This is a genomic window from Sphingomonas faeni, from assembly GCF_003053745.1.
In the GTDB taxonomy this organism is placed as follows: Bacteria; Pseudomonadota; Alphaproteobacteria; order Sphingomonadales; family Sphingomonadaceae; genus Sphingomonas; species Sphingomonas faeni.
The window spans coordinates 266,117-291,263 of sequence record NZ_QAYE01000003.1 but is presented as its reverse complement, the minus strand read 5'-3'; the positions used below and the strand labels follow the sequence as shown (position 1 = coordinate 291,263).

Annotated in this window: 27 protein-coding genes; 15 read left to right on the top strand and 12 right to left on the bottom strand. The window is 65.8% G+C overall.

Annotated elements, in window-relative coordinates; translation table 11 throughout:
- Nucleotides 1-18 precede the first annotated feature (18 nt).
- Nucleotides 19-357, bottom strand: a complete 339-nt coding sequence (locus C8J25_RS07935; RefSeq protein WP_107953883.1) for a DUF2794 domain-containing protein — start codon at nt 355-357, stop codon at nt 19-21.
- A 13-nt stretch (nt 358-370) separates the two neighbouring features.
- The gene (epsC, locus tag C8J25_RS07930; protein ID WP_107953881.1) at nt 371-1,063 is read right to left on the bottom strand and encodes a serine O-acetyltransferase EpsC; all 693 of its coding nucleotides are present in this window, start codon (nt 1,061-1,063) and stop codon (nt 371-373) included.
- 162 nt (nt 1,064-1,225) lie between these two features.
- Between epsC and C8J25_RS07925 the strand changes: the two genes are divergently transcribed.
- Entirely contained in the window at nt 1,226-1,993 is a 768-nt protein-coding gene (locus tag C8J25_RS07925) for a sulfite exporter TauE/SafE family protein (RefSeq protein ID WP_425275458.1), read from the top strand.
- 134 nt (nt 1,994-2,127) lie between these two features.
- Here C8J25_RS07925 and ahpD read toward each other — a convergent pair whose 3' ends face one another.
- Nucleotides 2,128-2,646: an alkylhydroperoxidase, AhpD family gene (gene ahpD, locus C8J25_RS07920; RefSeq protein WP_056057750.1), complete on the bottom strand. Its 519-nt coding sequence runs from the start codon at nt 2,644-2,646 to the stop codon at nt 2,128-2,130.
- Nucleotides 2,647-2,784: 138 nt separating this feature from the next.
- Entirely contained in the window at nt 2,785-3,330 is a 546-nt protein-coding gene (locus C8J25_RS07915) for a peroxiredoxin (RefSeq protein ID WP_107953877.1), read from the bottom strand.
- A 147-nt stretch (nt 3,331-3,477) separates the two neighbouring features.
- On the opposite strand from C8J25_RS07915, the gene C8J25_RS07910 reads away from it, so the two are divergent.
- The 3 genes from C8J25_RS07910 (at nt 3,478) to C8J25_RS07900 (ending at nt 6,053) form a co-directional block, all read left to right on the top strand.
- On the top strand, nt 3,478-4,380 hold the full coding sequence (locus C8J25_RS07910; RefSeq protein ID WP_056057748.1) for a hydrogen peroxide-inducible genes activator: 903 nt from the start codon (nt 3,478-3,480) through the stop codon (nt 4,378-4,380).
- Between the two features lie 234 nt (nt 4,381-4,614).
- A complete protein-coding gene (locus tag C8J25_RS07905; RefSeq protein WP_167397686.1) occupies nt 4,615-5,247 on the top strand; it encodes a fasciclin domain-containing protein in 633 nt (210 codons plus the stop codon).
- Nucleotides 5,248-5,381: 134 nt separating this feature from the next.
- Nucleotides 5,382-6,053, top strand: coding sequence for a fasciclin domain-containing protein (locus C8J25_RS07900; protein WP_107954014.1), 672 nt, complete (start codon nt 5,382-5,384; stop codon nt 6,051-6,053).
- 112 nt (nt 6,054-6,165) lie between these two features.
- Here C8J25_RS07900 and C8J25_RS07895 read toward each other — a convergent pair whose 3' ends face one another.
- The 3 genes from C8J25_RS07895 to pgsA are packed head-to-tail and all read right to left on the bottom strand — an operon-like array spanning nt 6,166 to nt 7,423.
- Nucleotides 6,166-6,615: a molybdenum cofactor biosynthesis protein MoaE gene (locus C8J25_RS07895; protein ID WP_107953875.1), complete on the bottom strand. Its 450-nt coding sequence runs from the start codon at nt 6,613-6,615 to the stop codon at nt 6,166-6,168.
- On the bottom strand, nt 6,612-6,869 hold the full coding sequence (gene moaD / locus C8J25_RS07890; protein ID WP_107953873.1) for a molybdopterin converting factor subunit 1: 258 nt from the start codon (nt 6,867-6,869) through the stop codon (nt 6,612-6,614). The genes C8J25_RS07895 and moaD overlap by 4 nt, the downstream gene beginning before the upstream one ends.
- 2 nt (nt 6,870-6,871) lie before the next feature.
- Nucleotides 6,872-7,423: a CDP-diacylglycerol--glycerol-3-phosphate 3-phosphatidyltransferase gene (gene pgsA, locus C8J25_RS07885; RefSeq protein ID WP_107953870.1), complete on the bottom strand. Its 552-nt coding sequence runs from the start codon at nt 7,421-7,423 to the stop codon at nt 6,872-6,874.
- A gap of 113 nt (nt 7,424-7,536) precedes the next feature.
- Between pgsA and C8J25_RS07880 the strand changes: the two genes are divergently transcribed.
- Nucleotides 7,537-8,862, top strand: coding sequence for an MFS transporter (locus tag C8J25_RS07880; protein WP_107953868.1), 1,326 nt, complete (start codon nt 7,537-7,539; stop codon nt 8,860-8,862).
- Between the two features lie 40 nt (nt 8,863-8,902).
- Here C8J25_RS07880 and C8J25_RS20690 read toward each other — a convergent pair whose 3' ends face one another.
- On the bottom strand, nt 8,903-9,067 hold the full coding sequence (locus C8J25_RS20690) for a hypothetical protein (RefSeq protein ID WP_165895438.1): 165 nt from the start codon (nt 9,065-9,067) through the stop codon (nt 8,903-8,905).
- Between the two features lie 195 nt (nt 9,068-9,262).
- Between C8J25_RS20690 and C8J25_RS07875 the strand changes: the two genes are divergently transcribed.
- Both C8J25_RS07875 and C8J25_RS07870 read left to right on the top strand, forming a co-directional pair.
- Nucleotides 9,263-10,381 carry a DUF47 family protein gene (locus tag C8J25_RS07875; protein WP_056057730.1) on the top strand — a complete coding sequence of 373 codons (1,119 nt, stop codon included), beginning with the start codon at nt 9,263-9,265 and terminating at the stop codon, nt 10,379-10,381.
- Nucleotides 10,382-10,543: 162 nt separating this feature from the next.
- A complete protein-coding gene (locus C8J25_RS07870; protein ID WP_107953866.1) occupies nt 10,544-11,542 on the top strand; it encodes an inorganic phosphate transporter in 999 nt (332 codons plus the stop codon).
- 105 nt (nt 11,543-11,647) lie between these two features.
- On the opposite strand, the gene C8J25_RS07865 is transcribed toward C8J25_RS07870, so the two are convergent.
- Nucleotides 11,648-12,094, bottom strand: coding sequence for a phasin family protein (locus C8J25_RS07865; RefSeq protein WP_341871528.1), 447 nt, complete (start codon nt 12,092-12,094; stop codon nt 11,648-11,650).
- Between the two features lie 131 nt (nt 12,095-12,225).
- On the opposite strand from C8J25_RS07865, the gene C8J25_RS07860 reads away from it, so the two are divergent.
- The 7 genes from C8J25_RS07860 (at nt 12,226) to C8J25_RS07830 (ending at nt 21,321) form a co-directional block, all read left to right on the top strand.
- Nucleotides 12,226-13,527 carry a UDP-glucose dehydrogenase family protein gene (locus C8J25_RS07860; protein WP_107953864.1) on the top strand — a complete coding sequence of 434 codons (1,302 nt, stop codon included), beginning with the start codon at nt 12,226-12,228 and terminating at the stop codon, nt 13,525-13,527.
- Nucleotides 13,528-13,591: 64 nt separating this feature from the next.
- The gene (locus tag C8J25_RS07855) at nt 13,592-14,206 is read left to right on the top strand and encodes a TetR/AcrR family transcriptional regulator (protein ID WP_107953862.1); all 615 of its coding nucleotides are present in this window, start codon (nt 13,592-13,594) and stop codon (nt 14,204-14,206) included.
- Between the two features lie 337 nt (nt 14,207-14,543).
- On the top strand, nt 14,544-14,942 hold the full coding sequence (locus C8J25_RS07850) for a hypothetical protein (protein ID WP_107953860.1): 399 nt from the start codon (nt 14,544-14,546) through the stop codon (nt 14,940-14,942).
- Complete coding sequence (locus C8J25_RS07845) at nt 14,939-16,216, top strand: efflux RND transporter periplasmic adaptor subunit (RefSeq protein WP_425275457.1); 1,278 nt, start codon at nt 14,939-14,941, stop codon at nt 16,214-16,216. Before C8J25_RS07850 ends, C8J25_RS07845 begins: the two co-directional genes overlap by 4 nt.
- 138 nt (nt 16,217-16,354) lie before the next feature.
- Nucleotides 16,355-19,531 carry an efflux RND transporter permease subunit gene (locus C8J25_RS07840; RefSeq protein WP_107953858.1) on the top strand — a complete coding sequence of 1,059 codons (3,177 nt, stop codon included), beginning with the start codon at nt 16,355-16,357 and terminating at the stop codon, nt 19,529-19,531.
- Nucleotides 19,532-19,541: 10 nt separating this feature from the next.
- Complete coding sequence (locus tag C8J25_RS07835) at nt 19,542-20,954, top strand: efflux transporter outer membrane subunit (RefSeq protein WP_107953855.1); 1,413 nt, start codon at nt 19,542-19,544, stop codon at nt 20,952-20,954.
- A gap of 91 nt (nt 20,955-21,045) precedes the next feature.
- On the top strand, nt 21,046-21,321 hold the full coding sequence (locus tag C8J25_RS07830; protein WP_107953854.1) for a hypothetical protein: 276 nt from the start codon (nt 21,046-21,048) through the stop codon (nt 21,319-21,321).
- 22 nt (nt 21,322-21,343) lie between these two features.
- Here the strand turns inward: C8J25_RS07830 and C8J25_RS07825 are convergent, their stop codons facing one another.
- Nucleotides 21,344-21,601, bottom strand: coding sequence for a hypothetical protein (locus C8J25_RS07825; RefSeq protein ID WP_107954011.1), 258 nt, complete (start codon nt 21,599-21,601; stop codon nt 21,344-21,346).
- Nucleotides 21,602-21,939: 338 nt separating this feature from the next.
- Between C8J25_RS07825 and C8J25_RS07820 the strand changes: the two genes are divergently transcribed.
- Complete coding sequence (locus tag C8J25_RS07820) at nt 21,940-22,992, top strand: lactonase family protein (protein WP_107954010.1); 1,053 nt, start codon at nt 21,940-21,942, stop codon at nt 22,990-22,992.
- Here the strand turns inward: C8J25_RS07820 and C8J25_RS07815 are convergent.
- Together C8J25_RS07815 and C8J25_RS07810 are read right to left on the bottom strand one after the other, a co-directional pair.
- A complete protein-coding gene (locus C8J25_RS07815; protein WP_208622550.1) occupies nt 22,989-23,261 on the bottom strand; it encodes a hypothetical protein in 273 nt (90 codons plus the stop codon). The genes C8J25_RS07820 and C8J25_RS07815 overlap by 4 nt on opposite strands.
- Nucleotides 23,262-23,397: 136 nt before the next feature.
- The gene (locus C8J25_RS07810; protein ID WP_107953850.1) at nt 23,398-24,942 is read right to left on the bottom strand and encodes a DHA2 family efflux MFS transporter permease subunit; all 1,545 of its coding nucleotides are present in this window, start codon (nt 24,940-24,942) and stop codon (nt 23,398-23,400) included.
- Between the last annotated feature and the right edge of the window lie 205 nt (nt 24,943-25,147).

Sequence of the window (25,147 nt, the reverse complement as noted above, 5' to 3'; positions counted from 1 at the left end):
AGGATCACAAAGTTCGGCCTAGTCCTCGACGAGCTTCATGAAACGGCGCTCTACCGGGGCCAGCACCGGGCCTAGCTCATGCCCGCGCTTCACCACCGCGCCGCCCTCGCCGATCAGCGCCCACATTCCCTGCTTGTTACGCAGCGACGGGCGCTTCTCGATCCTGAACTCCGGCCGTTCGGCGGCGCGGCGAAAGGCGGCGAAGACCGCGGCATCCTTGCCGAGATCGATCGCGTAGTCGCGCCAGTGACCCGCCGCGACCATCCGACCGTACAGGTCCAGGATCCGGTTCAGTTCGAGGCGTTCGAAGCCGACCTGCGTCGCCTTGGACGGTGTGGGAAAAGGTACGACGCCCATCAGTTACTCACCATCATGCGCGGTCGCGGCGGTCCTCTGGATGCTCGTCGGCGAGCAGCGCGTCGAGCCGCTTGCGCATCGTCTCCAGCTCGCAGCGCATGATCTCCATCTTCTGCGTCGCGGGATCGAACATCTCGCTGCACGGCGTACCGTAGGGCACGAAACGCGGCACCTCGGGCGCGTTGCCGCCCTCGATCGTCGTCGCGCGGGCTGGGATGCCGACCACCGTCGTGCCAGCCGGCACGTCGCGCGTCACGACCGCGTTGGCGCCGACGCGCGAGCGCTTGCCGAGCGTAATCGGGCCCAGCACCTGCGCGCCCGAGCCGATGATCGCGCCATCGGAGATGGTCGGGTGGCGCTTGCCCTGAACGCCGTTGTCGGGGCTGGTGCCGCCGAGCGTGACACACTGGTAGATCGTGACGTCGTCGCCGATCTCCGCGGTCTCGCCGATCACGACGAAACCGTGGTCGATGAAGAAATTGCGGCCGATCGTCGCGCCCGGATGGATGTCGATCGCGGTCGCGAAACGCGACCAATGGTTGACGCAGCGCGCGAGGAAATAGAGTTTCGCCTTGTACAGGCGGTGCGCGATGCGGTGATAGCCGAGCGCCCAGACGCCGGGGTACAGCATGATTTCGGCGCGCGAATGCGGGGCGGGATCGCGGGCGCGGATCGAATCCAGATAGGCCAGTAATCCGCTCGACATCCGCAGTCCCCTTCGCGATTTCCGTATCTAGGGTATCGGGCGGCCGATTTCCAGAACCGCTCATCAGGGCTGCATCGCGCCATAAGGATCGGGGTAAAGCCTATCTTTGTTGTGGGATAAGCCCGCGCGTTGCAATCTGGGCCCAATATTGAGGGGATGCCGATGTTCGACCTGACGACCTTGAGCTTCGAGACGCTCCTGCCCTTCATACTTGTCGGGTTCGCCGCGCAGATCGTCGATGGCGCGCTGGGGATGGCGTTCGGAGTGATTTCGAACACGCTGCTGCTGTGGGTCGGCGTACCTCCGGCCGCGGCGTCGGCGGGAGTGCATACCGTGGAGACCTTCACCACCGCGGTGTCGGGGATCAGCCATGTGCTGCACAAGAACGTCAACTGGACGCTGTTCCTGCGGCTGATGATCCCGGGCGTGATCGGCGGCGTGCTGGGCGCGTACGTGCTATCGAACATCGATGCGAGCACGGCGAAACCGTTCATCCTGGCGTATCTAACGTCGATCGGCGTGTATCTGTTGTGGCGGGGCTTGCGCTATCCGCCCAAGCAGAAGGAGCCGAAAATCGTCGAGCCGCTCGGGCTGGTCGGCGGGTTTCTCGATGCGGCGGGCGGTGGCGGCTGGGGGCCGGTGGTGACGTCGAACCTGCTGGTGCAGGGGGCGTCGCCGCGGACCACGATCGGTACGGTGAATACGGCGGAGTTTTTCCTGACCGCGACGATTTCTGCGACGTTCATCACGCAGCTCGGCTGGGCGGCGTTCACGCAGGCTACGGTGGGTCTGCTGATCGGCGGGGTGTTGGCGGCACCGTTTGGCGCGATGCTGGCGAAGCGCGTGCCGGCGAAGACGTTGATGGTGCTGGTCGGGGTGATCCTGACGATCACGAGCTTGTTCGGCCTATACCGCGCGATCTGGCACTGATTACTTCTTGCCCCTCCCTGGAAGGGAGGGGTCGGGGGTGGGTCGGCGTCCGTATCAGGCGACGTTCGCGACACAGGCAGGCCAACCCACCCCCAGCCCCTCCCTTCCAGGGAGGGGAGCTTCCCGGCTTCAGGTCACAGCGTCGCGTGGACCGTTGCGACCGCCGCCATTACCGCGCCGATGCGGACCGAGGTCTGGATCGCTTCCGCCGTCACGCCGGCCTTCTTCAGGATCTGCTCGTGGCTGTCGATGCACATGCCGCAGCCGTTCATCGCCGACACGGCCAGGCTGAACAGCTCGAAATCGACCTTGTCGATCCCCGGCTGGCCGATCACGTTCATCCGCAGCTTGGCCGGCATGTTGCGGTATTCCTGGTTCCCGGCGAGGTGCGTGAACCGGTAATAGACGTTGTTCATCGCCATCACTGCCGCCGCCGCGCGCGCCGCATTGGCCGCCTCGGGCGAAAGCTTGGGCGCGCATTCGGCCTCGGCGGCCTCGACCAAAGGCTTGTAGCCAGAGCCGTGCGCGCAGGTCAGCAGCAGGCCGTATTTGCGCTGATCGGTGAGGTGAGTCTCGTTGAGGAGCGAGCCGACGTTGAGGCGGATGTCCTTGGCGTAGTCCGGGAGTGTCCCGGCGAATTCCTTGAGCGACATATGATTCTTCCTCCCCTCCCGCCTGCGGGAGGGGACTGAGGGGTGGGCCCGCGCTCACCATGAACGGATGCGTTCGGGGAGCGCGCGGGCCCACCCCCTGCCCCCTCCCGCAAGCGGGAAGGGGAAAGAAGATTTTAGTTACGCAGCGAGCTGGAGGACGTCGTCGCCCTTGTTCCAGTTGCACGGGCAGAGCTCGTCGGTCTGCAGCGCGTCGAGCACGCGGAGCGTCTCGGCGGGGTTGCGGCCGACGTTCAGGCCGTTGACCTGGACCGCCTGGATGACGTTGTCGGGATCGATGATGAAGGTCGCACGGAACGCGACATGCTCGTTCTTGTCGACGATGCCGAGCGCGTCGGCGAGCTTCGCGCCGTTATCCGCAAGCCACGGGAAGTCTGCGGCGGCAAGGTCCGCGTCCGACTTGCGCCAGGCGAGGTGGACGTGCGCGGTATCGGTCGACGCGCCGATCAGCACGGCGTCGCGGTCCTCGAAATCGCCGCGGATGTCGCTGTAGCCGACGATCTCGGTCGGGCACACGAACGTGAAGTCCTTCGGCCAGTAGAACAACACCTTCCACTTGCCGGGATATGCCGTCGTCACGTCGAGCGTCTCGCCGGCAGGCAGTGCGGCAACGCCCTGCTGGACGGGAATGGTCATCGATGGGAACTGGTCGCCGATGGTCAACATGATGGAAGCCTCCTGGAAATAAACTTGGCTCCAGGCATCCTCAAAGGCGGCGGTTGGCCCGCTCGGTTGTTGTGCATTGCGGTATAGGGGGCTGGTGTAATCGATCCAACGCTCTATTTATCATCTGATGATCGATAGAGGCGATTAATGGCTGCGACCTACCTACCCACGTTGAAACAGTTGCAATATCTTGTTGCGCTGAAGGACCACGGTCATTTCGGACGCGCTGCGGAAGCGTGTTTCGTGACGCAATCGACGCTGTCGGCGGGCCTGCGCGAGCTCGAAACGCTGATCGGCGTGGTGCTCGTCGAGCGCACCCGGCGAGTCGTGCGGTTCACGCCGCTGGGCGACGGGATCGCCGACAAGGCGCGGCGCGTGCTACGCGAGGCGGAGGAACTGGGCGACATGGCGCGCGCCGCCGGCCAGCCGCTGTCGGGCGACATGCGGATGAGCGTCATCCCGACGATCGCGCCGTTCATGCTGCCGAGGATCCTGCCACGGCTCCGGAAGGACTATCCCGACCTGAAGCTGTTCCTGCGCGAAGAGCCCAGCGGCCCGGCATGCGAGGGGCTGCACAACGGCCGGACCGACTGCGTGCTGCTGGCTCTCCCCTACGCGTGTGGCGAGGTGACGTCAGAGACGCTGTTCGAGGATCGCCTGTTCGTCGCGTATCCTTCGGGCGAGGAGCCGACCGCGCTGCCGGCGATCCCCGCGTCGGCGATCGACGAGACCCGGTTGTTGCTGCTCGAGGACGGGCATTGCCTGAAGGACCACGCGCTCGGCGCTTGCAACCGGCCGGAGTTGCGTGCGGAGGCGACGATGCTGGGAACGTCGCTGCACACGATCGTCCAGATGGTCGACAATGGCCTTGGCATCACGATGCTGCCGGAAATGGCGCTGAAGGCGGGGATCCTCGACAACACCAATATCACCGCAAGGCCGCTCGACGAGAAGAATGCGGTGCGGCGGATCGCGCTCGTCTGGCGCAGGGCGAGTCCGCGAGAGAAGGACTTCCGGTTGATGGCGAAGGCACTGGCCGACGTTCAGTAACTGCACTTCTACTCCCATCCCTGTTAGGGAGGGGTTGGGGGTGGGTCGGCCAGCTTGGGTCGCCGACGGTCCAAGATGCGGAAGCCGACCCACCCCCTGCCCCTCCCTTTCAGGGATGGGAGGCCGTTGCGAACTGGGCGCGCTCGGTCTTCACCCCATCCCGAGATCGACACGCTTGCGCAACCAACTCGGGCTTCGATCGTATGTTTCCCAGTTCCCGCTGGAGATCGAACGATGTCGAAGACGCTTCCACTGCTGCTGATGACCAGCGCGCTGGCACTCGCCGCGTGCAGCGGCAAATCCAAGGACGACGTAGCCAGCGCCTCGACGACGCCCGCCAATCCCGCACTGGCGGTACCGAACGGGCCGCCCGCAGTCGCCAACCCGACCGTCGGCGGCGTGCCAATGATGGCGACGCGGACGATCGTCGACAACGCGTCGGCGGCGCCTAACCTGTCGACCCTGGTTGCCGCGGTAAAGGCCGCGGACCTGGTCGGCACGCTGTCCGGCCCCGGCCCCTTCACCGTATTCGCGCCGACCAACGATGCGTTCGGACGGCTCGCGCCCGGCATGGTCGACACGTTGCTGAAGCCAGAGAACAAGGCCTCGCTGACCAAGGTGCTGACGTATCACGTCGTGCCGGGCGTCATCACTGCCGACGATCTGCGCCAGCGCATCGCGGCCGGTGGCGGTACCGCGACGTTGACCACGGTCGAGGGTGACCCGATCACTGCGACAATGGTAGGCGCAGTCATCGCGCTCACCGACGTCAACGGTAACAAGAGTTATGTCGAGACCGCAGATGTCCGCCAGTCGAACGGCGTCGTTCACGTCGTCAATGGCGTGATCGTCCCTAAACTGAGCTAAATATGAGTTAGACAGGCTCGGTTCATCGTACCGATGCTACGGCCTGTCGGTGAAATAGTTGAGATCGCCGCCTCTATCCCCAAATTCCATCGTTCGAGTTTCATCCGTCCCAATCACAATCTCTGGAGTTGCAGATGACTGTTAAGACCAACCTTATGATTGCTGCGGCAACGAGCCTGTTTATTGCCACGGGTGCGACTGCCCAGACGGCAGCGCCAACCGCGCCGCGGACTGCGGCACCGGCCGCACCACAGACGGCGATGCCAGCGACGCCATCCACTCCGGCGGCACCTGGCACGGCGGTTGCTCCGCAACAGCCCGGCGCGCCTGTCGCCCCGACTGCGGCGGCAACGACGACCATCGCCGCTGCACTGCCAACGCTGCCGAACCGCGCGACGCTGGCAAAGCTGGTGACCGCCGCGAAGTTGCAGGCGACGCTCGCAGGCCCTGGCCCGTACACGCTGTTCGCACCGAGCGACGAGGCCTTCACGCGCCTGCCCGCCGGTGCGCTCGACACGCTGTTGAAGCCTGAGTCGGCACCGACGCTGGCGACGATCATCAAGTATCACGTGGTCGCCGGCGCGCTGACCGCGGACCAGTTGAAGGCCCAGATCACCGCGGGCGGTGGCAAGGCCACGCTGACGACGCTGGCAGGCCAGCCGCTGATCGCAGGGCTTGGGCCGAACGGCAACATCGAGTTGACCGACACGGCTGGTATCAAGTCGTACGTCGATACGGCGGACATCAAGGAGACGAACGGCGTCGTTCATCTCACCAACGGCATGAGCGTTCCGAAGCTCGGCTGATGCGACTACGGGCCGCGATCCCATCCGGGAGCGCGGCCCGCACTACTTTGTTTCCCCGCGAAGGCGGGGATCCAGTCTGGGCTCCCGCCTTCGCGGGAGAACATTCTTTGGGTTAGCCCTTCGAGATATCCCAGCGTGCCGCGGCCGCGTGGTCGCCATCACGTGCTTCGACCCAGCTGGCTTCGACACCGCGCGTTTCGCGCTTCCAGAACGGCGCATCGGTTTTCAGCCGGTCGATCAGATACGCGCAGGCCTCCAGTGCCGCGCCACGGTGCGCCGCCGTCGCCGCAACGAATACGATCCGCTCTCCCGGATGCATCGGTCCGACGCGGTGCACGATGATCGCCGCACTCAGCGACCAGCGCTCGATCGCACCCTCCGCAACCTTGAGCAACGCCGCCTCGGTCGCACCGGGATAATGTTCGAGTTCGAGCGTCCCCACGCCGTCGTCAGCGCGCACCAGCCCGGTGAACGTCGCCACCGCGCCCGCTTCTGCCGCCTCGGCGCGCGTCATCTCGGCCGCGATATCGATCGGCAATTGCTGGACCGAGATATGGATCATCCGCCGGTCACCGGTGGGAAGATAGCGATCTCCTGCGCGCGGCCGATCGGCGTATCGAGCGGCACGAAGTCCTGATCGATCGCCGCGCGCAACCGCGATCGGTTCTCGAAAGCCCCCGCATGTGCCGGGCTCGTCTCGGCCAGCCAGTCGACCAGATCCGCTACCGTCAGGACGTTTGCAGGGGGCTCGACCGACTCTTCGCCCGTGCCGATACGTTCGCGCACCCAGGCGAAATACACCATTCGTACCGTCATGTTCAGTCCATGTGCTTCAGGCCGACGCGGAGGTAATCCCATCCGGTCAGCAACGTGAGGACGGCCGCACCCCATAGCGCGACGATGCCGACGGTGTGGACCCAGATCATCTCGGGTACCGAACCGCCGAGGATGATTCCGCCGAGCGACACGAGCTGCAGCGTCGTCTTCCACTTGGCGAGCTGCGATACCGGCACCGAAACCTGAACTTGCGCCAGGAACTCGCGCAGGCCCGACACCGCGATCTCGCGCAACAGGATCACCAGCGCGGCGATAACATGGATGCCGGCGATATCCCGCGTGCCGACGAGGATCAGGATCACTGCGGCGACCATGATCTTGTCGGCGATCGGATCGAGGAAGATGCCCAACCGCGATACCGCACCGCTCGACCGCGCGAGATACCCATCGAAATAATCGGTGATGCCCATCAGGCAGTACAGCACGAAGGCGATGCCGTACCCCGCCTCCCAGTCGGGCCACCACAGGAACCAGACCAGCAGGGGCACCGCGACGATCCGCGACAATGTCAGGAGGTTAGGCAAGCTCAGCACCCACCACCCCTATACCGGTCGGTCGCGGGGCGAAACCGGTTTAACGTTGGCGTGCGGATGACGCTCGGCTAAGGTTCGACACATTACCGCAACGATCAGGGCTATTTCCCGTCATGCTCAATGCCCTCGGGTTGCTGAAGCAACGTCGCTTCCTGCCCCTGTTCACCACGCAGTTTCTCGGCGCGTTCAACGATAACCTGTTCAAGACCTCGATGGTCCTGTTCGCGACCTATGCCGTCTTCAACGATCCGAAGATGGAGGCCAATTTCAACGCGCTGGCGACGGGACTCGGCATCCTGCCGTTCTTCCTGCTGTCCGCGCTCGCCGGGCAATTGGCGGACAGCCACGACAAGGCGCGGATCATCCGGATCGTGAAGACGGTCGAGATCGGCATCATGCTGCTCGGCGCGACCGGCCTGATGGTCGCGCGTGCCGGGCATCCGTCGCTGGGGATCGGGCTTATGCTCGGCGCCGTGCTGTGCCTCGGCGTGCACTCGACGTTTTTCGGGCCGATCAAATACGCGATCCTGCCGCAGCATTTGAAACCGTGCGACGTGCTCGGTGGCACTGGGCTGGTCGAGGCCGGGACGTATCTCGCGATCCTGCTCGGCACGGTGACGGCAGGCTGGATCCCGATCGAGGGCGCCGCCGCCAGCGTGCTGGTAGTTGCGGTGATCGGCTGGTTCTCCGGCCGCCAAGTGCCGCCGGCACCGCGAGAAGGCCCGCCGTTGAAGCTCGACTACAATCCGTTCACCGCCTCGTGGCGGTTGATCAGCGCGACGCTGCATATCCCCCGCCTGTTCCTCGCGATCGTCGCTATCAGCTTCTTCTGGACGATCGGCGCGGTGCTGATCATCGTCTTCCCTCCGCTGGTCAAGAACGTGCTGACCGCCGACGAGCGAGTCGCGAGCTTCGTGATCGCAGTGTTCTCGGTCGGGGTCGCGATCGGCTCCGTGGTGATCAACTCGATGCTGCGTGGGCGGATTTCCGCGAAGTTCTCGCCCGCGTCGGTGATCGCGATGGGCGGGTTCGTCGTGCTGTTCTCGTTCCTGGCACGTAACTGGACGCCCGCGGCTCCGGGACATTATTACGATTGGGCCGGATTTATCCATCAGCCAGGTGCGATCCCCGTGCTGGCGACGCTACTGGCGATCGCGATCACCGGCGGGATGTTCGTCGTGCCGCTCTATGCGTTCCTGACGACGACCGTCGAGAAGGACCAGACCGCGCGCACCGTGGCGGCAAACAACGTCGTCAATTCGGGCGCGATGACGATCGGCTCGATCCTCGTCATCGGCATCACCGCGATGGGCGTGACGCCCGAGGACATGCTGTTCCTCGTCGCGGCGATGTGCCTCGTCTCGGCATGGCTCGCGCAGAAGCTGCACCGGGCCTGCGACGACGACGCGATCGGGTGTTTGCCGACGCTTCGAGGTTGAGTATCCTTCCCCGCCAAGGGGAGGATTACGCCCGGCTCTCTCAGAAAATGAAGCTGTAGAAGCACGTGAAGAACGCGGCGAAGCTCAACAGGAACAGCTTCACGTCCTGATCGTCGTTTCTTGCGCTCGCGATCACCGGCGGCGGCAGCGAACGGCGCAGCGGGTGGCGGGCGGCTTCGTTGGTGAGGACTAGGCGTCTGGTCATGATGCAAACGTTAACGTCGCGTTTACCAATTCGACCAGTGACAAAGGTGGTTAAGGTAGCGGCGTCCGGCAATGGGACAGAAATGGACCCGCGGCGACGGTCCGAAAACTCTCCGCTGTGCCGCTATCCTTGCGTAAAAACCGGGTATAAGCTCCCGACTTTCCCCGCGATTCTGCGGGTGCGAGGACCCGAACCATCGAGCAGATCGGCGCACTTCCCTATGTGATCGACGAAGCCGGCCACGCTCGCGTGATGCTGATCACCTCGCGCGACACCGGGCGCTGGGTGATCCCCAAGGGCAATCCGATCGTGGGCCTCGCCAGCCACGAGGCCGCCGCGCAGGAGGCGTACGAAGAAGCCGGCATCCGCGGTATCCCCTGCCCGTCTCCGGTCGGTCAGTTCGCGTACCGCAAACGCCGCCGCACCGGCCGTTACCGCGACATGATCGTCACCGTGTTTCCGCTCGCATTCGTCGAGCAGGTGGAGGACTGGCCCGAGCGTCATCAACGCGACACACGCTGGTTTACGCTTGATCGCGCGGCGGAGGCTGTCAATGAGCCCGGCCTGAAGGCGCTGATCGCTGCTTTCCGTGAGCCGCCGATCCCGGCGTCGCTCGCGCAACGTATCTTACCCGTCGTACGCACGAGTGCGAAAAGGAGAATTCCGATGCTGGGCTGGTTCCAGTCGCTGATGCCGAAGCAGGGGCGGTTCTTCGAACTGTTCGACGCGCATGCCGCGACCCTGGTCGCCGGTGCCGATGCACTCGCACGGCTGCTCCACGGCGAAGGCTCGATCGAGGGTCAGATCGCCGAGATCGTCAAGCGCGAACACGAGGCAGACGATATCACGCGCGAGGTTCTCCAGGACGTCCGCCGCGTGTTCGTGACGCCGTTCGACCGCAGCGCGATCACGGATTTGATCGGCGTGATGGACGACGCGATCGACCAGATGAACGGTACCGCCAACGCGATCGCGCTGTACGAGGTCACCGAATTCTCGCCGCAGATGCGCGACATGGCCGGCATCATCGTCGAGGCCGCACGGATTACAGCCGAAGCGATCCCGCTGCTCCGCTCGCTCGGCACCAACGCGGGGCGGCTGCACGACCTTACCGCCCGGCTGATCCAGATCGAGGGGCATGCCGACGACATCCACGACACGGGTCTGCGCGCGCTGTTCCAGGCGTCGAAGATCAGTGCGGACCCGATGACGTTCATCATCAACCGCGAGATCTACAGCAGCCTGGAAAAGATCGTCGACCGCTTCGAGGACGTCGCGAACGAGATCCAGGGGCTGGTCATCGACCATGCTTGATGTGTTTCGCGGGCGTGTAGCGGATCGCGCACGCCCTTCCTGTTCCCTCGCGAACGCGGGGGCCCAGGAATCCCACCCACGACGCCTATTGGTATCCTGGGCTCCCGCCTTCGCGGGAGAACAGGCTGGGTCGGGTCTGTGTTCGGGTGAAGGCGGCCGCGCATGATCCTCTCCCTCCCCCTCCTCATCGGCCTGATCGGCATCGCGCTGCTGTTCGACTTCCTGAACGGCCTCCACGACGCGGCGAACTCGATCGCCACCGTCGTCTCCACGCGCGTGCTGAAACCCCAATACGCCGTGCTCTGGGCCGCGTTCTTCAACTTCATCGCCTTCGCGGTGTTCGGCCTCCACGTCGCGCAGACCGTCGGCACGGGTATCGTCCAAGCGCACGTCATCGACGCACAGGTGATCTTCGCCGCGTTGATGGGCGCGATCGCGTGGAACGTCATCACCTGGGTGCTCGGCATCCCGTCGAGCAGCAGCCACGCGCTGATCGGCGGGCTGCTGGGCGCCGGCATCGCCAAGATCGGCTTCGGCGCGATCGTCTGGAGCGGCGTCATCAAGACCGTCCTCGCGATCTTCGCCTCGCCCGCGATCGGCCTGATGCTCGCGCTCGTGCTCGTCCTGATCGTCGCGTGGACCAGCCTCAAGCTAACCCCGCTCGGCGTCGACAAGCGCTTCCGCAAGCTCCAGCTGATCTCGGCCGCGCTCTACTCGCTCGGCCACGGCGGCAACGATGCGCAGAAGACGATGGGGATCATCGCTGTGCTGCTCTATTCGCAGGGCCTGCTCGGCGGCGAATTCCACGTGCCGCTCTGGGTCGTGCTGTCCTGCCAGGCGGCGATGGCGCTCGGCACGCTGTCGGGTGGCTGGCGGATCGTCCACACGATGGGCTCGAAGATCACCCGTCTTACCCCGGCACAAGGGTTCTGTGCGGAGACCGGCGGCGCGATCACGCTGTTCGCAGCGACCTTTTGGGGCATCCCGGTGTCGTCGACACACACCATCACCGGCTCGATCGTCGGCGTCGGCGCAGCCCGGCGCCTTTCCGCGGTCCGCTGGAACGTCGCCAGCAACATCGTCGTCGCGTGGACGCTCACCCTGCCAGCGGCTGGGCTGATCGGCGCAGGGACGTATCTGCTCGTCGGACTGTTCGTCTAAGCCTCGAAATCATCAAGGCTGGCCGCCGCCGTCTCCGTCATATCGACGGAGCGGCGGCGTTCTTGCTCGTCCGTACGCCGCTCCACCCCGGTTGCACCACCCCGCTTACTTCGGCCCGTCGCCACGAAATGGCGCCACCGCATCCTTGCCGAACTTCATGATCAGCTCGCCGATCTCGCGCGCCTGGCTCATGCTGCGCTGGCTCTGCTCACGCAGGTAATCGCCCTGGATCTTCATCACCTGGGTCAGGTCGCTGGCGCTCGCCGCCTCGCGCATCGCCGCGAATGCCTCGCGGGCGTTCTGCTCGGCCTGGTCGATCATCGCCTTGCCGATCGTCGCGCCGCCCTCGGCGATCTTGCCGCCTGACTCCTTCATCGCCTCGCCTGCGCGCCGCGCCGGATCGACCACCTTCTCGGAGAACGCATCGCGCGCCTTCCCGGCATTCTCGCGCATCGTGTCGGCCGCGCCCTTCGCCGCATCCGCCGCGCGGTCGGTTGCCGCCTTGCTCGCGTCCGCGCCATCATCGACTGCCTGCTTGAAGTCGTCAGCCATCGTTTCTCTCCTGTTTTGCGCTGCCATTTGGTCGAGGTTTCAACCGGTATGCTCCGCTTTGGTTGCGCCCGCCAGCTTGCACCCGCGCGCATTACTCACGATAGGTCGCGCGGCTTTTACGAGGAACGTCCATGCGCATCACGATGATCGGTTCTGGCTATGTCGGCCTGGTGTCCGGCGCCTGCTTTTCGGATTTCGGCCATGACGTGATCTGCGTCGACAAGGACCAGTCGAAGATCGACGCGTTGCTCGCCGGTCGCATGCCGATCTTCGAACCCGGCCTCGACCAACTCGTCGCGTCGAACGTCGCCGCGGGCCGGCTGACCTTCACCACCGATCTCGCCAGCGCGGTCACAGGCGCCGATGCGATCTTCATCGCGGTCGGCACGCCGTCGCGGCGCGGCGATGGCCATGCCGACCTCAGCTACGTGTTCGCCGCGACCGAGGAGATCGCCGCAGCGGTCACCGGCCCGACCGTGGTCGTGACCAAGTCAACCGTCCCCGTCGGCACCGGCGACCGAGTCGAGGCGATCTTCCGCGAGAAGCGGGCGGACGTCGACGTGGCGGTCGTCTCCAACCCCGAATTCCTCCGCGAAGGTGCCGCGATCGGCGACTTCAAGCGCCCCGACCGCATCGTCATCGGCACCGAGGACGAGCGCGCCAAGCACGTCATGCGCGACGTCTATCGTCCGCTCTACCTCAACGAATCACCGATCCTGTTCGTCGGTCGCCGCACGTCCGAGCTGATCAAATACGCGGCGAACGCGTTCCTCGCGACCAAGATCACCTTCATCAACGAGATCGCCGACCTGTGCGAAGCGGTCGGCGCGGACGTGCAGGACGTGTCGCGCGGGATCGGGCTCGACAATCGGATCGGCAAGAAATTCCTCCACGCCGGGCCGGGCTATGGCGGCTCGTGCTTCCCCAAGGACACGCTGGCGCTGCTCAAGACCGCCGAGGATTACGACACGCCGGTCCACATCGTCGAAGCCGTCGTGAAGGTGAATGACAGCCGCAAGCGCGCGATGGGCCGCAAAGTCCTGCACGCACTCGGTGACAACCCCCGCGGCAAGACCGTCGCGCTGCTCGGTCTCACGTTCAAGCCCAACACCGACGACATGCGCGACGCCCCGAGTCTCGCGATCGCGACCGCACTCGCCGACGCCGGCGTAACGGTCCGCACGCACGACCCCGAGGGCATGGCGCCCGCCAAGGCGATGATGCCCGACCTCGTCTACTGCACCGACGCCTATGACGCGGCCGAGGGTGCCGACGCGGTCGTGATCGTGACCGAATGGGATGCCTATCGCGCGCTCGATCTTGCGCGGTTGAAGCGCGTGATGGCCGGGCCGGTGATGGTCGACCTGCGCAACGTCTATCAGCGCGCCGACGTCGAACAGGCCGGGTTCGCCTACACCGCGGTCGGTCGATGAGCGTCCCCGGCAACATATTCCAGTCACTGGACCTTTTGCGCGCTCTCACTATATACCGAACGGTATGAATAGGCTTTGCACGCTCACCGCCCCCAAGGGCCGCCCCCGCGAGTTCGATCTCGACGATGCGTTGGCGGGTGCGCTGCGCGTGTTCTGGCGCAACGGGTACGAGGGTGCATCGATGGCGGAACTGACCGCCGAGATGAAGATCACCAAGCCCAGCCTGTACGCCGCGTTCGGCAACAAGGAGGCGCTGTTCCACAAGGCGCTCGACCTCTACGAGCGCGAGAAGCTGGCGTATATGACGTATGCGCTGGATGCGCCGACCGCGCGTGCCGTAGCGGAAAACCTGTTGCGCGGCGCACTCCAGATGCAATCCAGCACGTGCGATCCCAAGGGCTGCCTGAGCGTCATCAGCAGCGTTGCCTGCAGCCCGGAAGCCGAGCCGATCAAGGCCGAGGTGGCGAAGCGTCGTGCGTCGTCCCAGGCCGCCTTGATCCGCAGGTTCGACGAAGCCAAGGCCGCGGGCGAATTCCCCGAGGGTCTCGAGTCGGACGCGCTGATGCGGTATCTGTTCGCGATCATGCAGGGTCTGACGATCCAGAGCGGATCGGGTGCGACCTGCGCCGAGCTGAACCAGCTCGTCGAGACCGCCATGTCGGTGTGGCCGACCAAATAGGCGAGACGCGACCGGCAAAATTGTCACGCATCACGATGCGATGAAATTTAAAATACCGGCCGGTACAAAAGTCTGTTGACTAGATGAACGCTAGGTTTATATACCGACTGGTATCGAAGCTCTCTCCTACTTCGGATGGGGCAGCCGGGGACACCAACCCATGACCACGGTTCAAACCTAAGACGGCTTCGGCCCGATTTTCGAAAATTCCAAGCGGGCAAGCGTGGCACGGTGATGTGCCGGCAACGACCGCGCACGCCCTGCGACCAGCTGACGTCGGTGGACCGTCCACCGACGAAGGCCAGCGCTTGCCCAAGATCAAAAGGGGGACAATCCCATGGCTTATCTCGACCTCGACAACATGTTCGCTTCGCCCGTCACCAGCCGCACGCAGACGGTCGCCGCCCCTGCCCCGACCGGCTTTTCGGCATTGGAATGGAGCGTCATCGCGCTCGCCAAGCGCGACACGTTGCGCAGCCTGTCCGGCCCGAGCCGCATGTCGCGCGCGATGGGCAGCCTGTTCGGCCTGAGCACCGCGTCGCGGCTCGCCGACCCCCGGCTCGAAGCGTTGCGCCGGATGGCCGTGTACGCCTGGCGCCGCGGCTTCGCACTGCCGATGGCCGAGATCCAGGGCTTCCTCGCCGCCGGCTTTGCCGAGGCACAGATCGAAACGCTCGTCGAGAGCGTGACCGGCATGCGCGTCGGCATCCAGCAGAAGCGGAGCATCGCAGCGTGAACCAATTGACCACGATCACGGCCGCGAACGACGCCGACGTCGTCGCGTCGCCGCCCGCGGACCGTCACCGACGACCCGCATGGCAGCGCGGCGCGATGGTGCTCGTGCCGATCGCGCTGCTCGGTGCGGTCGGCGTGAAGCTGTTCGACCATCCCGACGCAGCGATGGCGGCCCCACCGCCCGCCTCCGTCACGGTCGCGTCGCCGCTGGTGCGGCAGGTCAGCGAGTGGGACGATTATGTCGGTCGCTTTGCACCTAGCCGCACGGTCGAGATTCGTCCGCGCGTCGCGGGCGAAGTCACCGGGATCCACTTCCGCGACGGCGAGATCGTCAGCAAAGGGCAGCTGCTCTTCACGATCGATTCCCGCCCGTTCGCCGCCGCGCTGGCCGAGGCGCACGCCAACGTTGCTAGCGCACGAAGCGCCTTGTCGCTGGCACGTACCGACTTGGGTCGCGCGCAACGACTGGTCGCTGACGAAGCTGTTTCGGCGGGCGAAGTCGACGCCCTGCGCGGTCGGCTCGAAGCAGCGCAGGCGGCACTCGCTGCGGCGCAGGCTCGCGAACGCGCTCGCGCGCTCGACGTCGGTTTCACGCAGGTTCGCGCACCGATCGGCGGTCGCATCTCCGATCGCCGCGTCGATGCAGGCAACCAGGTCGCAGGCGGCGAGGGCACCGGCGGCACGGTGCTGACGACGATCAACGCGCTCGACCCGATCTACTTCACGTTCGACGGCTCCGAGGCCTTGTACCTCAAGACGCAGCGCGCACGGCGGCCCGGCGCGACGCCGGCGGCGGTCGAGATCCAGTTGCAGGACGAGACCGAGCATCGCTGGAAGGGCAAGCTCGACTTCACCGACAACGGCCTCGACCAGCGCTCGGGCACGATCCGCGGTCGTGCGGTGCTCGCCAACCCGGGGTATTTCCTAACGCCGGGGATGTTCGGCAACATGCGCCTCGCGAGTGCGGGAACGCGGCAGGCTCTGCTGGTGCCCGACGATGCGGTGCAGACCGATCAGGCGCGCAAGGTTCTGCTGACGATCGATGCGAAGAACGTCGTGAGCCAGAAGCCGGTCGAGCTTGGGCCGGTGATCGATGGTCTTCGGATCGTGCGCTCGGGGATCGGGCCGAACGACCGGATCATCATCCAGGGCACGCAGATGGCGATGCCGGGTGCCACGGTTGCGCCGAAGGTCGGCCGGATCGTGGTCGCCTCGGGTACGAGTGCGCCGGCGTCGGTCCAGCCGATCTCGGGCGAGGCCACGCTCGCCAAGTAAGCGTCCACCCCGGCGAAGGCCGGGGCCCAATTGGGTTAGCGTTTCGACTAAATCACTGCGGTTCGCCCAATTGGGCCCCGGCCTCCGCCGGGGTGGTGTTGGGGCGTGTCCGTCGCTCTTCTTTCGAGGACACAAACCATGCGCTTCTCGCGCTTCTTCATCACCCGGCCGATCTTCGCGGGCGTGATCGCGGTGATCATCACGATCGTCGGTGCGATCGCCTACATGACGCTGCCGGTGTCGCAATATCCCGACATCGTCCCCCCCACCGTCACGGTCAGCGCGACCTATCCCGGCGCCTCTGCCGAGACAGTCGCGGAAACCGTCGCCGCGCCGATCGAGCAGGAGATCAACGGCGTCGACAACATGCTGTACCAGTCGTCGCAATCGACCGGCGACGGCAAGGTGACGATCACCGTCACCTTCAAGATCGGCACCAACCTCGACGCAGCCCAGGTGCTCGTCCAGAACCGCGTCGCAGTCGCCGTCCCGCGCCTGCCCGAAGACGTCCAGCGTCTCGGCGTGGTGACGCGCAAGACGTCGCCCGACTTCCTGATGGTGGTGAACCTTGTCTCGCCCGACAACTCGCTCGATCGCGGCTACATCTCCAACTACGCGCTGACGCAGGTCCGCGATCGCCTCAGCCGCATCGACGGCGTCGGCGACGTGCAGCTGTTCGGCGCGCGCGATTACTCGATGCGCATCTGGATCGACCCCGGCCGCGCCGCCGCGCTCGACCTCACCGCCGGCGAAATCGTCGCCGCTCTGCGCGCGCAGAACGTCCAGGTCGCCGCGGGCACGCTCGGCCAGCCGCCGTACGACAAGGGCAACAGCGCGTTCCAGCTCAACGTCGAGACGCAGGGCCGCCTGACCGATCCCAAGCAGTTCGCCGACGTCGTCATCCGCACCGACGCGCAAGGCCGCCAGGTCCGCGTCTCGGACGTCGCGCGGGTCGAGCTCGGCGCACAGGATTACGGCGCGAATACCTATCTAAGCGGCAAGCCGACGGTCATCGCCGCGGTCTTCCAGCGCCCCGGCTCGAACGCGCTCGGCGCGGCGCAGGCCGTCACCGCCGAGATGGAAAGCATGTCGAAGCGCTTCCCCAAGGGCCTCGAATACAAGGTCATCTACAACCCGACCGAGTTCATCGCGCAGTCGATCGACGCGGTGAAGCACACGCTCTTCGAGGCGATGGTCCTCGTGGTGCTCGTCATCCTCGTCTTCCTGCAGAAGTGGCGCGCGGCGATCATCCCGATCGTTGCCATCCCTGTCTCGCTTATCGGCACGTTCGCGGTGCTCGCCGCCGCCGGGTACAGCCTCAACAACCTCTCGCTGTTCGGCCTCGTCCTCGCGATCGGCATCGTCGTCGATGATGCGATCGTCGTGGTCGAGAATGTCGAGCGCAACCTCGAACACGGGCTCTCCCCGTTGGAGGCGGCGCGTACGTCGATGGACGAAGTGTCGGGCGCGCTCGTCGCGATCGTACTCGTGCTGTGCGCGGTGTTCATCCCGACCGTGTTCCTCACCGGGCTGTCCGGCGCGTTCTACCGCCAGTTCGCGGTGACGATCTCGACCGCGACGATCATCTCGCTGCTGATCTCGCTGACGCTGTCGCCGGCACTCGCCGCGATGCTTCTCAAGCCGACTGCCCCCGCCGATTCCGGCAACCGCCTGACCCGTACGGTCCGCCGCGCAGGCGATGCCTTCAACCGCGGGTTCGAGCGGATGAGCGACAGCTATGCCCGCCTCACCGCGCGTCTAGTCACCGCGCCGCGCCGGATGATGATCGCCTATGCCGCACTGATCGCGGTTACCGTTGGGGTGTTCACGATTACGCCGTCGGGCTTCGTCCCCGCGCAGGACCAGGGCTACTTCCTGACCGTCATCCAGCTTCCGCCCGGCTCATCGGTCGAGCGTACCGATGCCGTCATGCAGAAGGTCGCGAAACGCATCCTCCCGCTCGCCGGCGTCAAGGGCGCGGTGATGCTCGCGGGCTTCGACGGCCCGTCGCAGACGCTCGCCCCCAACTCGGCCGCCGCCTACATCCCGCTCAAGAGCTTCGAGGAACGCAAGAAGCTCGGCGTGACGCTCGCGAGCATCATGGCGGAGTCGCAGAAGGCGACCGGCGACATCACCGAAGCGCGTCTGCTGATCGTCCCGCCACCGCTGATCCAGGGTATCGGCTCGGCCGGCGGCTATCGCCTGATGGTGCAGGACCAGGGCGGCCACGGTTACGCCGACCTCGGCAAGACGAGCTACGCGCTGATCGGCCAGGCGAACCAGACCAAGGGTCTCGCCCAGATCTACACGTTCTTCGACACCGCCACGCCGCGCATCTTCGCCGACGTCGATCGCGCCAAGGCCAACCTCCTCGGCGTTCCCCCCGAGCGCGTGTTCGAGGCGTTGCAGGTCTATCTCGGCTCGGCGTTCGTCAACGACTTCAACCTGCTGGGCCGCACCTACCGCGTCACCGCGCAGGCCGACGCACCGTTCCGCAACACCACCGCGGACATCGCCAATCTGAAGACGCGCTCCAACTCGGGCCAGATGGTCCCGGTCGGCTCGGTCTCGACGTTCAAGGACAAGACCGGACCGTACCGCGTGGTCCGCTACAACCTCTTCCCCGCGGTCGAGGTCGATGGCGACACCGCCAAGGGCTATTCGTCGGGCCAGTCGCTGGTCGCAATGGAGAAGCTCGCCGATGCGTCGCTCCCGGCGGGCTACGCGCATGAATGGACCGGCATCGCTTATCAGCAGAAGGCCGCCGGCAGCACCGCCGCGCTCGTCTTCGGCATGGCGGTAGTGTTCGTCTTCCTCGTCCTCGCCGCACAATATGAGAGCCTGACGCTACCGCTCGCGATCATCCTGATCGTGCCGATGTGCCTGTTGGCCGCGATGACCGGCGTGAACCTGCGGGGCATGGACAACAACGTCCTCACGCAGATCGGCCTGGTCGTGCTGATTGCGCTCGCCGCGAAGAACGCGATCCTCGTGGTCGAGTTCGCCAAACAGGCCGAGGAACAGGACGGCCTCACCCCGGTCGAGGCCGCAGTGCGCGCGGCGAAGGACCGGTTGCGGCCGATCCTGATGACGAGCTTCGCGTTCATCCTCGGCGCGGTGCCGCTGGTGATCGCGACCGGTGCCGGTGCGGAACTCCGCCAGGCACTCGGGACCGCGGTGTTCTTCGGGATGATCGGCGTGACCGGGTTCGGGCTGCTCTTCACCCCCACCTTCTACGTCGTAGCACGGGCGCTGGCGCTGCGGTTCGAACGCCGCCGTCCCGCCCCCGCCGCGACCCTTCAGCCAGCCGAATAGGACCAGCATCATGAAGTCCGCCCTCCTCGCGAGCCTCTCGGCGCTGACGCTCGCCGCCTGCGCCGCCGGCCCCGACTATGTCGCCCCGATCACCCCACCCAAGGCGGCGGCGTCGTTCGTCACCGCCAACGCAGCCACCGTCACGACTGCGCCCGACAACGACTGGTGGCGGATGTACCGCGACCCGGTCCTCGACGGCCTCGTCGCAGACGCACTCGCCGCAAACACCGACCTGCGCGTGGCAGTCGCCCGGCTAGATAGCGCCCGCGCGTCGTTGCGCGGCGCGAAAACCGACCGCGAGCCACAGGTAAACGCGGGCGCGAGCGGCAACTACGCGCGTACCTCGCAACTCCAGAACCTGCCCGGTCTCGATCGCGAGCGCGCTACCTACGACGTAGGCCTGGACGTCAGCTACGAGGTCGATCTCGCCGGCCGAGTCCGCCGCAACGTCGAAGCCGCCCGGGGTGACGTCGGCGCGGCGCAGGCCGATGCCGACGCCGTCCGCGTCTCGATCGTCGCGGCAACCACCCGCGCCTATGTCGACGCAGCGTCGTCCGCCGAACGCCTCGCGGTCGCGCGGCGGATCGTCGACCTGCTCGACAAATCGAACACGCTGACCGGCAAGCGCGTCGACGCCGGTCGTGCAGCCCGCCTCGACCAGGTCCGGATCGCAGCCCTGCGTGACCAGCGCGCCGCCAACATCCCGCAGATCGAGGCCGAGCGCCAAGCCGCGCTCTTCCGCCTCGCCACGCTCACCGGCCGCACCCCGCAGGACCTGCCCGCAACCGCCGGCGCCCGCACCACCACGCCCCGCCTCGACCAGCCTATCCCGATCGGCGACGGCGCGACCTTGCTCGCGCGCCGCCCAGACGTCCACGCCGCCGAACGCCGGCTCGCGGCCGCCACTGCCCGCATCGGCGTCCAGACCTCGCAACTCTATCCGCAGATTTCGCTCGGCGGCTCGATCGGCTCGACCGCGCTTAGCGTTGGCGACATCTTCACCGGTGGCCCGATCCGCTGGCTGCTCGGGCCGCTGCTGAACTGGTCGCTCAACCAGTCCGCCGCGCGCGCGCGCATCGCCGGCGCCGAAGCAGACTCGCGCGGCGCGCTTGCCAACTTCGACGGCAGCGTCCTCACCGCACTAGAGGAAACCGAGACCGCGCTGTCGAACTACGCCCGCGAACTCGATCGCCGCACGCAACTCCAGTCAGCACACGACAACGCCGCGACGGCCGCGCGCATCACCCGCGCCCGCCAGCGCGAAGGCCAAATCGATTTCCTCGACGTCCTCGACGCGGAACGCACGCTGGCGGACACGGATACGGACCTCGCCGCCGCCGACTCGCGGATCGCAGGGGCGCAAGTCGACCTGTTCCGTGCGTTGGGTGGTGGCTGGCAGGCGCCAAGTCGCCCCGCCGCATGAGGTAGATACATCCAGAACCGATGCGTTAACCAACATAATACTGTAAGGAGCAACTAAAGTAGATCAAGTCTGACGACGAACGGACCGCAGTATGACCGACGACATCGAACAGACGGAGACGAACGCCGCAGCGTGGCGTGATCGTGTCGCGTATCACGAAGACCGGGCCGCGCAGGAACGGGTACTTGCAGCTTCAGCGCGCTCGGACGCGGCCTATACCGCGCATCGGGTACTCAGCGAGCGACATCTTCAACTCGCGGCGACCGCCGAACTGGTCGCAAAAATGCCCGATGCCGAACCACCGCAAAGCGTGTCGCTGGAGCAGACCGGCGACCTGATCCGCAGGAGTTACGGTGATGTCGGATAGCGGCCCATCCGACCGGGGAATGTCAGGCGATGTCGGCCTTGCCGAGGTTGATCTTGTCGTAGAGCGCAAGCAACGCGGTTACTTCCTCGACGACGGTCTCCTGCTCGGCACGCCACCGCTCGGTCGCATCGTGCGACGGCACGCCGTCCTGGCCATCATGCAGGGTAAACCCTTGGTCTATCAGCCAGATCGCGTCACTCGCCCGCGAACGCTGTCGTCGCAGGTGATAGACCCATTGCTCGATTATCCCCGAAGGTACCAGTCTATCCAGATCGCCCATCACGCCGCGGTAGGGCAACGCCGACGCCAATACCAGCCTGCCGCGAATTTGCCGAGATACCCGCATGTTGCCGCAGTTGTCGGCGTTAACCGCGTCGCGAAATCCAGCGGCAACATTGCTGGCTCAACACGGTGGTGACGGACCTCATCCCCCACCCTTCCGTGATCGAACGCCGGATGGACGACCAGTCCGTGCTGGCGATGCGCGCGCCAACCCCGATGATCGCGCGGATGCATGAGGAACTGGCGCTGCTGTACCGCGAACAACTGATCGCGCTGCTCGAACGCTGATCCGAATTGGGATGCGACGACCGGCCGACCGCGGCTAGGAGCGGTGACATGACGTTTCCCGACCCCCGCCCCGATTTCGACACCGCGCGATCGCTCTGGATCGGCACCTATGCCGGCGGTGGCGGCGCGGGCGTCTATCCACTTAGCAGAACCGGCTCTGTCGGCGCTCCGTATCCGGATGCACGCAACGCATCGTTCGGCACCTATTCGTCGCGGTTCGATCTCCACTATCTGGTCGACGAGCAGGACGACGGCGCGCTCGGCGTACACCGTCGCACCGCCTCGGGCTGGGTCCGGCTAGCGCGTGTCCCAGTCGACGGGGCAGCACCGTGTCACATCGCGCTGAATCGCACGCAATCGTGCGTCGCGGTCGCGAACTATGCGAGCGGGAACGTCTCAGTGTTCCAGCTGGATCCGGCGAGCGGGCTGCCGATCGGCCAGCCGACGGTGCACGCCAATGACGGTAGCGGCCCCGATCCCGAACGCCAGCAATCGTCACACGCGCACTGGGTCGGCTTCGGCTTCGACAACCAATTCCTGTATGTCGCCGATCTGGGGACCGACGAAGTGCTGGCCTTTGCATTCGACGCGGAACGGGCAACGCTAGGAGAGCCATACACTGCGCTCAAGGCCGTGCCCGGATCGGGGCCACGACACCTGCTGTTCCATGAGCAGCACCCGCAATCGGCGTATCTAGCCTGCGAACTCGACAGCACGCTCGTCGCGCTGACCGTCGAGGGCCGCGATCTGAAGCCCCGCGCGTCTCTATCCACCCTCCCCGCAGGCTGGCACGGCGCGAACATCGTCGCACACATCGGTGCCAATACCGCGGGCGACCGGCTGTACGTCTCCAACCGCGGCCATGACAGCATCGCGGTCTTCGCGTTGAACGAACGCGGCGATCCCACACTCCTCCAGCATATCGCCAGCGGAGGCGCATCGCCGCGCTTCTTCATGGTGTTGGAAGAGGAAAACCGAATGATCGTCGTCCACGAACGCGATCAGCGCGTGACGATGCTCGATATCCTGCCGGACGGGACGCTCGCCCCGACCGACTTCGCGGTGCACGTCCCCGGCGCCGCGTATGCCTTCGTCGCTTAGCTGACGCTGGCGATCAGCAGCGTCAGCTCGGTACGGACCGGATTGTCGTCGATGCGGATCGGCTTCACCGCGCGGCGCTTGACGGGATAGGACGCGCGCACCGCATCGCACAGATCCTTGACCGAGACGCGCACGCACGCACCTTCGTCGCAGACCAGGCGCGGCGTGCTGATCGACTGGATGCAGGTCGTCGGCGTACCGGCCCAGGCTGGCGCCGCGCTCGACAAAAGGCATGCGGCTGCGATCCGCAAAACGGTGTTCTTGGTCATCATGGTAGCTGGCCCCCCACAGGCAGTTCGTATCTGGTAAAGCGACCGTTAGGGGCCAAGTGGTTGCGATAACGTTTCAATCGGCGGGCAATCGTACGACGGCCCGCCGGTGGTAAGAAAACGACAACCGGAGCGATCAATCCGCGGCGATCGGTCCTTGTGGGGGGCTCGCACGGCGCGTGAACCAGACGATGATCACCATCGCGAGGCACAGCCAGGCCGAGATACGGAACAGGTCGGTCGACGCGAGCAGATACGCCTGCGCCACCATCTGCCGTGTGATCGCGCCGGCCGCCTGCACGTCGGTCAGCCCCATCCGCGTCAGCGCACCCTGCGCCATCTGGTAGGGCGAACCGGTGCCGATCGCTTCCGACAACCGGCTCTGGTGCAGCGTCTCGCGACGATCCCAGGCGGTCGTGATGATCGACGCGGCGAAGCTGCCCGAGGTGATGCGCGCAAAGTTCGAGATGCCCGTCGCCGACGGCAGCCGCTCGGCCGGGATACGGTCGAGCGAAATCGTCAGCATCGCGAGGAAGAACGTGCTCATCGCGATCCCCTGCACCATCAGCGGCAGCATGAGGTCGTAGAAGCTCGCGCCCGTCGTGTAGCCCGAACGGAGATAATAGGAGTAGCCGAACGACGCGAACGCCACCGTGGCGAGGATACGCGCGTCGATCTTGCCGCTGAGTCGGGCCACGAACGGCGTCAGAATCACCGCCACCGCGCCCGAGGGTGCGGCGACCAGTCCCGCCCAGGTCGCGGTGTAGCCGAGCTGCGTCTGCAACCAGAGTGGCAGCAACAGCGTGTTGGCGAAGAACACCGCATAGCCGAGACAGAACGCGATCGTCCCGATCGTGAAATTGCGGCTCTTGAACAGCGACAGGTTCACCGCCGGGTTGGCGTCGGTCAGCTCCCAGATGATCCAGCCGACAAAGCCGATCGCGGCGACGACCGCGGCGATGACGATCCGGTCGGCGGCGAACCAGTCGTCGTTCTTGCCGAGATCGAGCACGATCTGCAGCGCACCGACCCAGATCACCAGCAGGATCAGCCCGACTTGGTCGATCGGCAGCTTCCGCGTCGGCGTGTCGCGCTTGCCGAGCTTGTTCCAGCACACGAACGCGCAGAACATCCCGAACGGCACGTTGATCAGGAAAATCCAGCTCCAGTGATAATTGTCGGAGATGTAGCCGCCCAGGATCGGCCCCATGATCGGCGCGACGAGCGTGGTCATCGACCAGATGCCGAGCGCGGTCGAGCGCTTGTGGACGGGGAAGATCGCGATCAGCAGCGCCTGGCTGCCGGGGATCATCGGCCCGGATACGGCACCCTGGAGAATGCGGAAGCCGATCAGCGAGGGCAGGTCCCACGCGATCCCGCACAGGAACGACGCGATCGTGAACAGGAACACGGACACGCAGAACGTTCGCACCACGCCGAACCGCCCCATCAACCACCCGGTCAGTGGCACCGCGACGCCGTTGGCGACGGCGAACGCGGTGACGATCCAGGTGGAGTTGTCGCTGGAAACGCCGAGATTGCCCGCGATGGTGGGGAGAGAAACGTTCGCGATCGTCGTGTCGAGCACCTGCATGAAGGTGCCGAGCGCGAGCGCGAATGCGGTGAGGGCTAGCGAGCCGCCGACGAGAGGGGCGGGACCGGCGCCGGAGGGGGCTGCCATCAGGTGGCACTCCGTTCGGGAAGGTGAACCTCGACCACGCCACCACCCCGGCGAAGGCCGGGGCCCAGTTGGGAAACGAGGCTAACAGAAGGCAGCGCGCCGTTACGACCACCTTTCCAACTGGGCCCCGGCCTCCGCCGGGGTGGTGCACCCTGAAACGCGGTGGACTGCCCCACGCTTGTTTCCCCGCGAAGGCGGGGACCCA

What these genes read in the sequence shown, in the direction of transcription:
- C8J25_RS07935 (WP_107953883.1), bottom strand. Translation starts at nt 357, where the DNA reads ATGGGCGTCGTACCTTTTCCCACACCGTCCAAGGCGACGCAGGTCGGC.
- C8J25_RS07850 (WP_107953860.1), top strand. Translation starts at nt 14,544, where the DNA reads ATGGCTTATCTCGACCTCGACAACATGTTCGCTTCGCCCGTCACCAGC.
- C8J25_RS07815 (WP_208622550.1), bottom strand. Translation starts at nt 23,261, where the DNA reads ATGACCAAGAACACCGTTTTGCGGATCGCAGCCGCATGCCTTTTGTCG.
- ahpD (WP_056057750.1), bottom strand. Translation starts at nt 2,646, where the DNA reads ATGTCGCTCAAGGAATTCGCCGGGACACTCCCGGACTACGCCAAGGAC.
- C8J25_RS07900 (WP_107954014.1), top strand. Translation starts at nt 5,382, where the DNA reads ATGACTGTTAAGACCAACCTTATGATTGCTGCGGCAACGAGCCTGTTT.
- C8J25_RS07820 (WP_107954010.1), top strand. Translation starts at nt 21,940, where the DNA reads ATGACGTTTCCCGACCCCCGCCCCGATTTCGACACCGCGCGATCGCTC.
- C8J25_RS07830 (WP_107953854.1), top strand. Translation starts at nt 21,046, where the DNA reads ATGACCGACGACATCGAACAGACGGAGACGAACGCCGCAGCGTGGCGT.
- C8J25_RS07880 (WP_107953868.1), top strand. Translation starts at nt 7,537, where the DNA reads ATGCTCAATGCCCTCGGGTTGCTGAAGCAACGTCGCTTCCTGCCCCTG.
- C8J25_RS07870 (WP_107953866.1), top strand. Translation starts at nt 10,544, where the DNA reads ATGATCCTCTCCCTCCCCCTCCTCATCGGCCTGATCGGCATCGCGCTG.
- C8J25_RS07905 (WP_167397686.1), top strand. Translation starts at nt 4,615, where the DNA reads ATGTCGAAGACGCTTCCACTGCTGCTGATGACCAGCGCGCTGGCACTC.
- moaD (WP_107953873.1), bottom strand. Translation starts at nt 6,869, where the DNA reads ATGACGGTACGAATGGTGTATTTCGCCTGGGTGCGCGAACGTATCGGC.
- C8J25_RS07910 (WP_056057748.1), top strand. Translation starts at nt 3,478, where the DNA reads ATGGCTGCGACCTACCTACCCACGTTGAAACAGTTGCAATATCTTGTT.
- C8J25_RS20690 (WP_165895438.1), bottom strand. Translation starts at nt 9,067, where the DNA reads ATGACCAGACGCCTAGTCCTCACCAACGAAGCCGCCCGCCACCCGCTG.
- C8J25_RS07915 (WP_107953877.1), bottom strand. Translation starts at nt 3,330, where the DNA reads ATGTTGACCATCGGCGACCAGTTCCCATCGATGACCATTCCCGTCCAG.
- C8J25_RS07860 (WP_107953864.1), top strand. Translation starts at nt 12,226, where the DNA reads ATGCGCATCACGATGATCGGTTCTGGCTATGTCGGCCTGGTGTCCGGC.
- C8J25_RS07855 (WP_107953862.1), top strand. Translation starts at nt 13,592, where the DNA reads ATGAATAGGCTTTGCACGCTCACCGCCCCCAAGGGCCGCCCCCGCGAG.
- C8J25_RS07895 (WP_107953875.1), bottom strand. Translation starts at nt 6,615, where the DNA reads ATGATCCATATCTCGGTCCAGCAATTGCCGATCGATATCGCGGCCGAG.
- C8J25_RS07825 (WP_107954011.1), bottom strand. Translation starts at nt 21,601, where the DNA reads ATGGGCGATCTGGATAGACTGGTACCTTCGGGGATAATCGAGCAATGG.
- C8J25_RS07865 (WP_341871528.1), bottom strand. Translation starts at nt 12,094, where the DNA reads ATGGCTGACGACTTCAAGCAGGCAGTCGATGATGGCGCGGACGCGAGC.
- C8J25_RS07810 (WP_107953850.1), bottom strand. Translation starts at nt 24,942, where the DNA reads ATGGCAGCCCCCTCCGGCGCCGGTCCCGCCCCTCTCGTCGGCGGCTCG.
- C8J25_RS07925 (WP_425275458.1), top strand. Translation starts at nt 1,226, where the DNA reads ATGTTCGACCTGACGACCTTGAGCTTCGAGACGCTCCTGCCCTTCATA.
- epsC (WP_107953881.1), bottom strand. Translation starts at nt 1,063, where the DNA reads ATGTCGAGCGGATTACTGGCCTATCTGGATTCGATCCGCGCCCGCGAT.
- C8J25_RS07835 (WP_107953855.1), top strand. Translation starts at nt 19,542, where the DNA reads ATGAAGTCCGCCCTCCTCGCGAGCCTCTCGGCGCTGACGCTCGCCGCC.
- C8J25_RS07840 (WP_107953858.1), top strand. Translation starts at nt 16,355, where the DNA reads ATGCGCTTCTCGCGCTTCTTCATCACCCGGCCGATCTTCGCGGGCGTG.